12 protein-coding genes and 1 tRNA gene are annotated in these 12,431 nt (G+C 62.7%); 2 read left to right on the top strand and 11 right to left on the bottom strand.

Features of this window, described 5'->3' with window-relative positions; genetic code table 11:
- The 10 genes from X739_RS160730 to rpmH form a co-directional block, all read right to left on the bottom strand.
- Positions 1–702, bottom strand: coding sequence for a hypothetical protein (locus tag X739_RS160730; RefSeq protein ID WP_023772308.1), 702 nt, complete (start codon positions 700–702; stop codon positions 1–3).
- A gap of 186 nt (positions 703–888) precedes the next feature.
- Positions 889–1,548, bottom strand: coding sequence for a ribosome biogenesis GTP-binding protein YihA/YsxC (yihA, locus tag X739_RS160735; protein WP_023772309.1), 660 nt, complete (start codon positions 1,546–1,548; stop codon positions 889–891).
- Complete coding sequence (locus X739_RS160740) at positions 1,545–2,183, bottom strand: CatB-related O-acetyltransferase (RefSeq protein WP_023793107.1); 639 nt, start codon at positions 2,181–2,183, stop codon at positions 1,545–1,547. The genes yihA and X739_RS160740 overlap by 4 nt, the downstream gene beginning before the upstream one ends.
- A gap of 121 nt (positions 2,184–2,304) precedes the next feature.
- Complete coding sequence (locus X739_RS1000000169905; RefSeq protein ID WP_023793104.1) at positions 2,305–2,607, bottom strand: hypothetical protein; 303 nt, start codon at positions 2,605–2,607, stop codon at positions 2,305–2,307.
- Between the two features lie 171 nt (positions 2,608–2,778).
- Positions 2,779–3,339 carry a fasciclin domain-containing protein gene (locus X739_RS160745; RefSeq protein WP_023772312.1) on the bottom strand — a complete coding sequence of 187 codons (561 nt, stop codon included), beginning with the start codon at positions 3,337–3,339 and terminating at the stop codon, positions 2,779–2,781.
- A gap of 196 nt (positions 3,340–3,535) precedes the next feature.
- Positions 3,536–5,506: a protein-L-isoaspartate(D-aspartate) O-methyltransferase gene (locus tag X739_RS160750; RefSeq protein ID WP_023793102.1), complete on the bottom strand. Its 1,971-nt coding sequence runs from the start codon at positions 5,504–5,506 to the stop codon at positions 3,536–3,538.
- Between the two features lie 134 nt (positions 5,507–5,640).
- On the bottom strand, positions 5,641–5,859 hold the full coding sequence (locus X739_RS160755; RefSeq protein ID WP_023772314.1) for a hypothetical protein: 219 nt from the start codon (positions 5,857–5,859) through the stop codon (positions 5,641–5,643).
- 368 nt (positions 5,860–6,227) lie between these two features.
- Positions 6,228–8,048 carry a membrane protein insertase YidC gene (gene yidC / locus X739_RS160760; protein WP_023793099.1) on the bottom strand — a complete coding sequence of 607 codons (1,821 nt, stop codon included), beginning with the start codon at positions 8,046–8,048 and terminating at the stop codon, positions 6,228–6,230.
- A gap of 14 nt (positions 8,049–8,062) precedes the next feature.
- Positions 8,063–8,416 carry a ribonuclease P protein component gene (gene rnpA / locus X739_RS160765; RefSeq protein WP_015314390.1) on the bottom strand — a complete coding sequence of 118 codons (354 nt, stop codon included), beginning with the start codon at positions 8,414–8,416 and terminating at the stop codon, positions 8,063–8,065.
- 14 nt (positions 8,417–8,430) lie between these two features.
- Positions 8,431–8,565 (bottom strand): 50S ribosomal protein L34, encoded by a 135-nt coding sequence (rpmH, locus tag X739_RS160770; protein WP_008833937.1) that lies wholly within the window; start codon positions 8,563–8,565, stop codon positions 8,431–8,433.
- Between the two features lie 277 nt (positions 8,566–8,842).
- Between rpmH and X739_RS160775 the strand changes: the two genes are divergently transcribed.
- Together X739_RS160775 and X739_RS160780 are read left to right on the top strand one after the other, a co-directional pair.
- A complete protein-coding gene (locus X739_RS160775) occupies positions 8,843–10,330 on the top strand; it encodes a HAMP domain-containing sensor histidine kinase (RefSeq protein ID WP_023781793.1) in 1,488 nt (495 codons plus the stop codon).
- Positions 10,331–10,582: 252 nt separating this feature from the next.
- Positions 10,583–10,659 (top strand) — tRNA-Arg (locus X739_RS160780).
- A gap of 80 nt (positions 10,660–10,739) precedes the next feature.
- On the opposite strand, the gene X739_RS160785 is transcribed toward X739_RS160780, so the two are convergent.
- Positions 10,740–12,398 (bottom strand): FAD-binding dehydrogenase, encoded by a 1,659-nt coding sequence (locus tag X739_RS160785; RefSeq protein ID WP_023793096.1) that lies wholly within the window; start codon positions 12,396–12,398, stop codon positions 10,740–10,742.
- Between the last annotated feature and the right edge of the window lie 33 nt (positions 12,399–12,431).

Here is a 12,431-nt window from a genome sequence, read left to right as displayed (position 1 = left end):
CTAGCGGGCGCGCTTTACGCGAAACTGCTTCCGGTAGACGCCGGGCTCGGCAAGAACATCGGCGACCGTCTTTTCGTAGGAAGCCTTGCGCACGGCGTCGAAGCTTTCGAAAACGAGTTCGGGCGCGGCGCGTGGCACGGGAAAGCATTGCGCAACCGGCGTGCCCTTCGCCAGTACGCCCGAGAAACCCTGGTCGGTCCAAATTGCCGGGAAGTTGATGCCGGCGTCCTGGAAATGGTCAGCATCCACAACACCAGTCACCAGTCGGAAAGGAAGATCATCGCGGTTGACTGGATGAGTGGCGAAGAGGGACCAGCCTTCCTCCAGTTCGATCGTCCAGAAACTGTTGAACTTTATGGCCGCAAGCCCATTCGAGAGCGGTGCTCCGGCGAGCTGTTCGGCGACATGGAAGCTGAGCGGCGAACGCGGATGACCCTTCGTTGACGGCTCGGCGATGTCCCATCGCCATTCAAAGGCGCCGTTCTCCACTGTCACATCGCATGGCAGCAGGATCATGAAGCCATGTGTCATGGCATCGACGAAGGGCGGGCACTGCTTTACCGTCCGGATTTCTCGCCCATGGATTTCCGAAAAGGCTTTTGGAGGCATCTTGCGCAGCCAGTCAGGCAGCAGGCCGCGCGCCGGAACCGGCCGGGGCAGCGTTTCGGCAAGCGCGGGATCACAACGAAAAACGATACGCATCCGAATGCCCTCAAACGACGCTGCGATGCTGACGAATTGCCAAGGCCCGGTCAACGGATGCGCGCACCACGATTAGAACATAGTGCCAAAAAGTTTGAAGCGCTTTTCGGAAGACGTCATGCTCTATATCTTTGATTTAGACACGGATTCGAATTTCAGGCCGACTTGACCTTGAATCATGCGGCTCTAGCCGCCATTGGCGGCGAGCACGATCGCGGCCTGCAAATCCTCCAGGCCTTCGCCTTTTTCCGACGACGTCGCCAGCACGAACGGGAACGCCGCGGGACGTTTCTTGATCTTGGCCAGCGTCTCCTCGATCAGCCGCGGCACGCCGGCGGCCTTGATCTTGTCGGTCTTGGTCAGCACGACCTGGTAGGACACCGCCGCCTTGTCGAGCAGCGACAGCACTTCGTCGTCCTTGGCCTTGATGCCGTGGCGGGCATCGATCAGCACATAAACCCGCTTCAGCGTGACCCGGCCCTTGAGATAGTCGAAGACCAGCTTCGTCCACTCGTCGACCTTCTCCTTGGGCGCGGTGGCATAGCCGTAGCCCGGCATGTCGACCAGCGCCATTGGCGGCAGGTCGGCGCCCTCACCCGAAAATCCATCCGGCACGAAATAGTTGAGCTCCTGCGTGCGCCCCGGCGTATTGGAGGTGCGCGCCAGGCCCTTCTGGTTGACCAGGGCATTGATCAGCGACGACTTGCCGACATTGGAGCGGCCGGCAAAGGCAATCTCGGGCGGCCCCTCCGGCGGCAGGAACTTCATGGCCGGCACGCCGCGGATGAAGATCCACCCGCGCGTGAACAGGTCGGTGCCGATCGCGGTGCTGTTGGGAACGTTCAAGCTGCTGCCTCCAGAAGAGAAATATCGGCGCCCCTGATGGCGTCGAGGTTGCGGCCGATCTTGTCCACGGGCCAATCCCACCATGCCACTGCCAGCAGCCGCCGGATCGTCCTGTCGTTGAAACGCATCTTGACCACTTTCGCCGCGTTGCCGGCGACGATCGCATAGGGCGGCACATCGTGCGTCACCACCGATTTGGCGGCGACGATGGCGCCATGGCCGATTTCCACGCCGGGCAGGATCACAGCCTCCATGCCGATCCAGACATCGCTGCCGACCTTCGTGTCGCCGCGCACTTCCTTCGACCACGTGGCCGGGTCAAAACCGTTTTCCCAACCATGACCGAAGATGTTGAACGGATAGGTCGAAAAGCCGGACATGGCGTGGTTGGCGCCGTTCATGATGAAGCGCGCGCCTTCGGCTATGGCGCAGAACTTGCCGATGATGAGCTTGTCGCCGATGAATGGATAGTGATGCAGCACGCATTTTTCGGCGAACTTGTCCGGCCCGTCGGGGTCGTCATAATAGGTGAAGTCGCGGATCTCGATATTCGGCACTGTCACCAGAGGCTTCAGGAAGCCGACGCGCGTGTGCATCGGGATCGGGTGCTTGATGCCGGGGTTGGGTCCGTCCATGTCGAAGTCCGTCCAGGAAGTGACAGCCACGCCGATCCGCAATCCGCGCGCCTGGTCAAAATAACGTGATCCGCCCTATAGCATCAATCGGCTGACGAGCGAGCCTTCCTTGCTCGACTGCTCATTTGTTGCCGCGGCAGATCACGATCGGATTGGACAGCGCGCTGTCGAACCCACTGCCCTGATAGACTTGCACGTTCGACGCTCCGGGCGGCAGCATGAAGCTGCCTCCGACGACCTTCTGATCGCCGGCCATCGTGTGGAGATCCCAGCTAAACGTGCAGAACTGCGGCGGCTGATCCTCTCGCTGGCTGCCATCCCGCTGGGTGCTCCTGCTACGCAAACCGGAACGCCGGCCAAGATCGACCACAGCGCTGCCATGGAATGACGCGGTGGAAGCGGTCGGAAATTGAGCGCCGCTCACGCCTATTCGTCCTCACAGGGCGTAAAAAGAAACCGGGGTCCCGTGAGGGACGACAGGACCCCGGCCTCGCCGATACGGCTTCCCAAGAAACATGGCACCTCGTCGCGAGGCGGGGATGGCGGACCGAGAAAGCCCCAACGGCCTGCCAACGCCCCCTTTCGCCGGAAGCCGTTACTTCGGCAACAGCACCTTGTTGACGACGTGAATGACGCCGTTCGATTGGTTGACGTCGGCGATCGTCACCTTCGCCTCGCCGCCGGACTCGTCCATGATGTAGAGCTTGCCTTTCTTGATCTCGGCGGTGAGCGTGTCGCCGGAGACGGTCTTCATCTCGTATTTGCCGCCCATCGCCTTCGCCTTCTTCATCATCTCGGCGCCTGAAATCTTGCCAGCCACGACATGCGCGGTCAGCACCTTGGTGAGCTTGTCCTTGTTCTCGGGCTTCAGCAACGTATCGACGGTGCCGGCGGGCAGTACCGCGAAAGCTTCGTTGGTCGGGGCGAACACGGTGAACGGGCCCGCGCTTTGCAACGTGTCGACCAGGCCGGCGGCCTTCACGGCGGCGACCAGCGTCGTGTGATCCTTCGACTTGACCGCGTTCTGCACGATGTTCTTGGTGGCGTACATCGGCGCGCCGCCGACATTCGGGTTCTTGGCGTAGGCTGGGGCGGCAATCGCCATGCCGGCTACAAGGGCTGATACGGCGATGGTCCTGAATGTGGGCAAGCGCATGTGGTCTTCCTCCGGTGAGGGCTGATCGGAATTGATAGCCTTTGGAAACGCACAAGCAGTCACGCCCCGCGAGTGCTCGCAGTTTCGCCGATCACGGGAACGTGAACGAAGGCCTGCTCTAGACGCACCAAGCTTTTTCCACGGGCTGCGCATTGAGCAGGCCGACCCGTCAGGCACTGGAATTAAGTCCGGACATTCAGATCCCGAAGGGGAATGTATCCGGTACCTTGCCGATTCTGCCAGCCGGCTTGCTGAGCGGCGTGACCGCGGACGTTCGATCGAACCAGACGAAGGCGTCGAACTGGCGGGAGACGGACGAGTCCATGTAATGGCTGAGCCGTTCAGTCTCCGGCCTGTAGATGACGCCGATATAACGTTCCGGTCTCGGGGCCGCCAGATCGTCGCCGAGATGGCAATGGCGCCCAAAATCCAGCAGGAACGACGATTTGCCGCTCTCGTGACACAGCCGCTCGAAGCTGCCCGGCAGCGATGGATTCAGGTCCTTTACCTCCATCCCACAGTCCCAATCCGAGGCACAGGCGACAGTACCGGTATCCGTCCCGAAGCCGATCAGCGCCGTCTGGTCACCGAAGCGCTCCCGGCAGAGCTGACCGACGTTCAGCTCGTCACGGACAGTGCCCATGTCGGTATGCCGCGCGTCCCCGATATGCGAGTTATGCGCCCACACCACGGCCTTCGAGTCCGGCCCATGCGCGTCGAGAAGCTGACCAAGCGTTTCGAACATGTGCCGATCGCGGAGGTTCCAGATCTCGGCGCCACCATAATACATCACGCGGTAGTAGCGCTCGGCCGATGCGACCAGACGTGCACTCTGCTTGGCGTCGAGGAGATCGCCGTCGTCCTCCGTCATGGATCGCTCGAACAGGTCCATGCACTGTCGCACCACGGCCTCTTCGCAGGTTCTGTAGCCCGGCCGCAGCGCCGCGCGTCCGTAGGTGGTGGGCTCGTTCTGCCAGGGCATCAGACAGCCATAGCGCTCGCGGGCGACGGCGGCCGCTTCGGGGTCGACCTTGTCCAGGTAGGCAAGCACCGTGGCGATCGAGCCGCTCATATTGTAGAGATCGAGCCCATAGAAGCCTGCTTTCCGCGCATGATCGAATACATTCCGGTTGTATTCACGCAGCCAGCCGATGAATTCGGACACCTCGGTGTTGCGCCACATCCAGGTCGGGAAGCGCCGGAAGGGCGGCTGCGCATCCGACTGCCGCTCCCCTCCGCGAACATACCGGTTGATCTGCGCCGCATCCGGCCAATCCGCCTCGACAGCCACGATGGTGAAGCCGTGTCGCTGGAGGAGGCGTCGGGTGACAGCCGCACGGGCACGATAAAATTCCGAAGTGCCGTGGCTCGCTTCCCCGAGCAGGACGACGCGCCGGCTGCCGAACCGATCGAACATTGCGCCGAAGGCCGGATCGTCGATCTGCGGCAAATCTTCGGCCGCCCGCGCAATTCCCTGCGGCAATGGAGGAGAGCGTACCTCGCGCACCGAAGCGTTTTCGTCGTGCCCGCTATGCTCGCCGATCAGCGGCACGAACATGACACCACCGAGGTCCTCTTCCTCGAATTTGTTTGCAGCAATCCGCGTGACGCGAATGAGCCGCTGGGAGTAGAGGTCTTCACCGACCGGGATGATCAGCCTGCCGCCGATCTCCAACTGCTCCTGCAAGCCGAGGGGGATGGACGTTCCGGCGGCCGCGACGACGATGGCGTCAAAGGGTGCCTTTTCCTGCCAGCCCTTTGTGCCGTCGCCGACCCTGACCTCGATATTTCGATACCCGGCGGCATTGAGCCGCCGCTCCGCCCGCTGCGCGAGCGATCGATGCCGCTCGATGGTGAAGACGTGTTCAGCAAGTTCGGCCAGCACGGCCGCCGCGTAGCCCGAGCCGGTGCCGATTTCCAGCACGCGATCGGTCGCCTCGATCTCGGCCGTCTCCGCCATTTTCGCCACGATGAAGGGTTGCGAGATCGTCTGTCCGCTGCCGATCGGCAGCGGGCTGTCCTTATAGGCGAATTCCTCGAAACCCTCGTCGACGAATTGCTCTCGCGCAACCCGGCGCACCGCATTCAGAACCCGCTTGTCATGCACTCCACGGCGCGCGATGTGCGCCTCCACCATCCGATGCCTGGCGTGCTCGAAATCCAGCATGAGAGTCTCCAATCAGGCGATTGATCGGATCGACGTCATCTCAAGAGCGAAGTCGTTTTCGGTGGCATTCGCACTCCCGGCTCCCGGGCACGGACATCCTATCTTCCACGGCAGCCCACGCCGATCGCGCAGGCTTATCGGTTGGTTCGCCCGGTCTGTCGGGGATTGACGCCGCCTTGCGGCGTGGTGCCGTTATCGACATCTCCCTTGAAAGTGTTCTCGCCGTCCAGTTCCTCGTCCTCGTCCAGAAGATTGCCTCCCTTGATCGTGCCCCTGGAGGCGCCGATTCCGGGATTCTGCTTCAAATCCTTGTTGGTGGGCTTGGCTGTCTTTGGGTGAATGTTGCTGCTCATCGGAATGCCTCTCTGCAAGTAGCATGTGATGAGGTCGATTCTTTGCAGTGCCTTGGAGGGGCGCGCCGACCTGATCCTCCCACGGGAGCTTAGGAAGCCTTTTGCGCGAACTCTTGAACGCAGGTTATGTTCCATGCGGGGCAATCCGGCAGCGGCGAGGTTCGGCTGATTTGCCGCAATGACGGAGACCAGGAATATGCCGGCCCGGTCCCTGTTCTTATCGCGTGCCGGGCCGCCGCATCGCTGAAACGAAAAAGCTGAGTCCTGTAGATCACAGGACCCAGCCGTCAAATCTGCTTGCTTGCCGAGACCGCCCAACTTTATGGCTCAGCCGGCCGGGGCGGGCTCTCTTGCCAAAGAGGCGCCGGCTATTCCGCCGGCGAAGGTTTCTTGCGGAACAGCGCAACCAGATTGTCCCACAGCTCGATCTTGGCGCCTTGCCGCTTCATGATCACGCCCTGCTGCAGGATCGACAGCGTGTTGTTCCAGGCCCAGTAGATGACGAGACCTGCCGGGAAACCAGCCATCATGAAGGTGAAGATGACCGGCATCCAGGTGAAGATCGCAGCCTGCGTCGGGTCCGGCGGGGTCGGGTTCATGCGCATCTGCAGGAACATGGTGACACCCATGATCAGCGGCCACACGCCGATCATCAGCATATGCGGCAGCGTGACCGGAACGAGCCCGAACAGATTGAAGATCGAGGTCGGATCGGGCGCTGCCAGATCCTGGATCCAGCCGAAGAACGGCGCGTGCCGCATCTCGATGGTGATGTAGAGCACCTTGTAGAGAGAGAAGAAGACCGGGATCTGCAGTGCCACCGGCCAGCAGCCGGCGAGCGGATTGATCTTCTCGGTCTTGTACAGCTCCATCATGGCCTGCTGCTGCTTCATCTTGTCGTCCGCGTATTTCTCGCGGATCTCGAGCATCTTGGGCTGCACCTTCTTCATGTTCGCCATCGACGCGTAGGACTTGTTGGCGAGCGGGAAGAAAATGGCCTTCACGATGACGGTGGTGGCCAGGATCGCCAGGCCGAAATTGCCGAGGAACTTGTACAGCGTGTCGATCAGCCAGAACATCGGCTTGGTGATGAAGTGGAACCAGCCCCAGTCGATCAAAAGGTCGAACCGCTTGATATGGCGGTCTTCGGCATAGGCGTTGATCTTGCCGACTTCCTTGGCGCCGGCGAAGACCTCGGTCTCGACGGTCGCCGACTGGCCGGCCTCGACATTGATCGGGTCGGTCAGGAAGTCGGACTGGTAACGGTGACGGCCATCCTCGAAATAGGCATAGCGCGGCTGGAACGGCTGCTTTTCGGTCGGCACCAGCGTGACGGCCCAATATTTGTCGGTGATGCCGAGCCAGCCGTCTGTCGACTTGCCGGGCTGGTACTGCTTGTCCTTCTCGACCGAGGCGTATTTGTGTTCCTGCAGGCCTTCCGTGCCGGTGAAGCCGATGAGGCCTTCATGCAGCACATAGGTGCTGGCGACGGCCGGCTTGTCATAGCGCGTGACACGGCCATAATTGAACAGCGAAACCGCGCTCGAGCCGGAATTCTGCACCGTGTCCGACACGGTGAACATGTAATTTGCGTCGACGGAGAAGGTGCGCTTGAAGGTCAGGCCCTTGTCATTGGTGTAGGTGAGCGTCACCGGCGTGGACGGGGTCAGCGTCGGATTGCCGTCCACGCTCCACGCCGTTTCGGCACCCGGCACCGCGCCGGTCTTGTCGTTGCCGACAAAGCCGATCTCGGCGAAATAGCCGGTGGGCAGCGCCTGCGGGTTGAGCAGCTCGATCTCGGGCGAATTCTTGTCGACGGTCTCGGTGTAGTGCTTGAGCTTGAGGTCGTCGAGCCGCGCGCCGGTCAAATTGATCGAGCCCTCAAGGCTCGGCGTGTCGATCTTGACGCGCTTGGATGCCGCCAGCGCCTGATCGCGGCCGGCCACGGTAACCACGTCACCGCCAGGGGCGTTGGGAATGGCGCCGGGGGCGGTCGTGCCTGGGGCCGGTGTCGATGCGCCCGGATTGGCCGCATCGGCCGCCTTCTTCTGTTCCTCGACGCGCTGCTGCTCGATCTTGGCGGCCTCGCGCTGCGCCTCGCTGCGCGGCAGCACGTAGAAGTACTGCCATACCGCCAGGATCAGCACCGACAGGGCGATGGTGATGAAGAAGTTCCGGTTGTTTTCCATCGAGAGCCCTTGGCCTATCGTGTTCCGCGAAGTCGGCGGGAGAGTTCGGCCTTCAACTGGCCGAAAGGGGCGCGCAGCGCATCGTCGCGCCCGACGATGACATAATCATTGCCGGGCACCATGTCATCTGCGGCATGGACGCGGACGGCTTCTTTCAGCCGCCGCCTGACGCGGTTGCGCACAACGGCGTTGCCGACCTTCTTGGTGACGGTGTAGCCGACGCGCGGCACCCCGCCGTCGCCGCGGTCGAGGACCTCGACGAGGAAAAACCGTCCGCGTCGCTTTTCACCACGACGGACGGCCAGGAATTCCGCGCGTTTCAGAAGCCGCTCGGGATTTTGCCCCACTGGCTTGCCGGTTGCGGGCAACGATCTCGTCTCGCTTAGGCGCTGAGCCGCTTGCGGCCGCGGTTGCGGCGAGCTGCGACGACGCCACGGCCACCCTTGGTGGCCATGCGGGCACGGAAGCCGTGCCGGCGTTTGCGGACGAGTTTGGACGGTTGGTAGGTACGCTTCATTTGTTTTAATACCGCGGGGTGCGGCCCTTCTTGATTCTGTCACTTTGTAACAGGAGCTTTGCCGGGCCGGTTTTGGCGCGATCGAAACCGCGCCGGGACGAATGGCCCGAGCGTGAGCGGGCTTATAGAAAGAAGGGTTTTGGAAGTCAATCCGGCGTCGGCGCCCTAAGGACGCACCTGTTTTGGAGCATCTATTTTTCCGACCAAGGGAGAAATTGGCAAAAAAGCCGTAATCGCCTAATCTTGGCTGATCAAGTGATTGTGAAGATCGAGTCGCATGAGCGAAGCCAGCCAAGCAGGGGAAGGGACCGGACCGGCGTCAGCCGCTGTCCGCACGGTACCACTGTCGCGCGGTCTGTCGACGAAGCTGCTGCTGCTCACCATCGTTTTCGTGCTGCTGGCCGAAGTGCTCATCTTCCTGCCCTGGATCGCGAGCTACCGGCTGAGCTGGCTCAAGGAGAGGCTGAGCACGGCCGCAGCCGTGTCGATCGTGCTGGTGCAGGGCGAGTCGACCTCGTTGTCGCGTACGGCCCAGAATGACGTGCTGATGGCGATCGGCGCCAAGGCGATCGCGGTTCGCGACGGCGGCGTATCGCGGCTTCTGGTGGTGGCCGACATGCCGCCGCAGGTCGATGAACACATCGATCTCGCCAGCGTCGGCATGGTCAAGGGCATGACCGGCGCGCTGGATACGCTGTTTTTCGGTGGCGACAGGATGCTGCGCGTCTTCGGACCCGTCGGCGACAGTGACAAGGAGTTCGAGCTGATCATGCCGGACTACTCGCTCCGCAAGGCCATGCTCATCTATTCGCGCAACGTGGCTTTCGTCTCGCTATTGATCTCGCTGTTCACGGCCATGCTGGTGTATGCGGCGATCGACCTGATCATGATCGGGCCGATCCGCACCATGACGCGCTCGATGCTCTCCTTCTCGGAAGCTCCCGACGACCCTGGACGGATCATCCGCCCCGCCGCCCGTTCCGACGAGATCGGGGTGGCCGAGCGCGAACTGTCGCAGATGCAGGAGCGGCTGCAAAAGATGCTGGCCGAGCAGAAGCATCTGGCCGACCTCGGTCTCGCCGTGTCGAAGATCAACCACGACATGCGCAACATCCTGGCCTCCGCCCAGCTAATGTCGGACCGCCTTCGCCTGATCAAGGATCCGACCGTCCAGGCCTTCGCGCCGAAACTGTTGCGCGCGCTCGACCGCGCCGTGTCCTATTCGGAGGGCGTGCTTCATTACGGCCGCACGCAGGAGCCGCCGCCGTCGCGCCGCAGAGTTAGGCTGCGCCAACTGGTCGAGGACGTGCACGGCCTCCTCGACATCGAGCAGGGCATCGAGTTCATCAACGCCGTCGAGATGGCGTTCGAGGTGGATGCCGATTCCGACCAGCTCTTCCGTGTGCTCACCAATCTTTGCCGCAACTCGGTGCAGGCGATGGCGGCCGATACCGAAAGCGCCGTGGTGCGGCGGCTGGCGGTCTCGGCCGAGCGCATGGGCAGCGTCAGCCGGATCGCAGTCACCGATACCGGCCCCGGCCTGCCGCCGAAGGCGCGCGAAAACCTGTTCGCGGCCTTCCGCGGCTCGGCGCGCAGCGGCGGCACCGGCCTTGGCCTGGCGATCGCGCATGAACTGATCAGGGCGCACGGCGGCACGGTGGAATTGGTCGAATCGATCGGCGGGCGCACCACATTCGCCGTCACCATCCCCGACCAGCCGGTGCGGCTCGACCAGGCCCGTGGCAGCCTGCGCCGCCCGGCCTGACGGCTCCGTGCCGTTCCCGGGATTACCCCTTCCTGACGCCGCTTTCCTCAACAGTTCCCGAACATCTGGATCAGGCCGGTCACAGCGGCTCGAAGTGCCGGAATCGGCGCCGGCATCGCCGCATGACAGGCTTGCGACAAAACTTTGCCGGATCGGCTTGCTTTTCGCAAATTCAGTCGTTAGGGAACTGCACACATTCGTGGCCGGTCTTTCGGACCGGATCGCGGGGCCGTCGAAAACATGGCCTGATGCGCGCCCGTAGCTCAGCTGGATAGAGCACCAGACTACGAATCTGGGGGTCAGGAGTTCGAATCTCTTCGGGCGCGCCAAATTTCCTAAGCTGCGGTTTATTGGTTGCACGGCCGATGGCAGCGGCTCAGCCAAGTGCCGGCAACGCGCCGTTGCCGCCTCACCCCACCGAGCGTGCCGCCGCCCGGCCGGCGCTGCGGCCCGAGAAGATACAGCCGCCCAGGAATGTGCCTTCGAGCGCAGCGTAGCCATGCACGCCGCCGCCGCCGAAGCCTGCCACTTCACCGACCGCATAGAGGCCAGGCACCGGCTGGCCGTCGGCATCGAGCACGCGGCTGTCGAGATCGGTCTGCAGGCCGCCGAGCGTCTTGCGGGTCAGGATGTTGAGGCGCACCGCGATCAGCGGACCGTTCACCGGGTCGAGCATCTTGTGCGGCTTTGCCGTGCGGATCAGGCGGTCGCCAAGATAGGCGCGCGCGCCGCGCAACGCGGTGACCTGCATGTCCTTGGAGAAGGGATTGTCGAGTTGCATGTCGCGGGCGCGAATCTCGCGCTCGACCATTGCGACGTCTAGCAGCGGTTCGCCGCCGGCCAGCGCGTTCATGCGCGCGACCAGCTTCGAAAGATCGGACTCGACGATGAAGTCCTCGCCCTTTTCCATGAACGCCTTGACCGGAGCCGGGATGCCCGACGTGGCGCGACCGAGTACCTGGCGCCAGCTTTTTCCGGTCAGATCCGGGTTCTGCTCCGAGCCCGACAGCGCGAATTCCTTCTGGATGATCTTTTTCGTCAGGATGAACCAGGAATAGTCGAAGCCGGTGCCCATGATGTGGCTAAGCGTGCCCAGCGTGTCGAAGCCCGGATAGAGTGGCACCGGCAGGCGTTTTCCCCGGGCATCGAGCCACAGCGAGGATGGGCCGGGCAGGATGCGGATCGCATGGTCCGTCCAGATGGGCGCCCAGTTCTTGATGCCCTCGACATAGTGCCACATGCGGTCGCGGTTGATGAGCTTGCCGCCGGCTTGTTCTGATATGGCCAGCATGCGGCCATCGACATGGTCCGGCACGCCGGTGATCATGCGCTGCGGCGCGTTGCCCAGCCGCTTGGGCCAGTTTTCCCGCACCAGCTGATGGTTGGCGCCAATGCCGCCGGAGGCGACGATCACCGCCTGAGCTTGCAACGCGAAATCGCCTGAGACGTCGCGCGGGCTCTTGTGGCCGCGCTCGACAGGACTCGGTTGCAGGATGTCCCCCTGTACGCCGGTCACGGCCGCACCCGTCCGTGTCAGGGCATTGACTCGGTGACGAAACCTGAAGTCGATCAATCCACGCTTTTGCGCCTCGCGCACGCGCAGCACGAAAGGTTCGAGCACGCCAGGACCGGTGCCCCAGGCTATGTGGAAGCGCGGCACCGAATTGCCGTGGCCGATGGCGTTACCGCCGCCGCGCTCGGCCCAGCCGACGACAGGAAAGAATTTCAGCCCGCGCTCGATCAGCCAGGAGCGCTTCTCGCCGGCGGCAAAGCCGACATAGGCCTCGGCCCATTTGCGTGGCCAGTGGTCTTCCGGCCGGTCGAAAGCAGCGGTGCCCATCCAGTCCTCGAGCGCCAGGTCATGGGAGTCGCGGATGCGCATGCGCCGCTGCTCCTGTGAATCGACGAGGAAAAGCCCGCCGAATGACCAGAACGCCTGGCCGCCCAGCGATTGCTCCGGCTCCTGGTCGACGATGATGATTTTCTTGCCCGCTTCCGCAAGCTCGGCGGCGGCAACCAGTCCGGCAAGGCCGGCGCCGACAATGATCACATCCGCGTCGTCAGCCATTTTTCTTCCCCAGAATTAGCCGGCTATGTAAGG

The sequence above is a fragment of the Mesorhizobium sp. LNHC209A00 genome (assembly GCF_000502915.1).
GTDB lineage: Bacteria > Pseudomonadota > Alphaproteobacteria > Rhizobiales > Rhizobiaceae > Mesorhizobium.
This window is presented reverse-complemented; position numbering and strand designations above follow the sequence as displayed.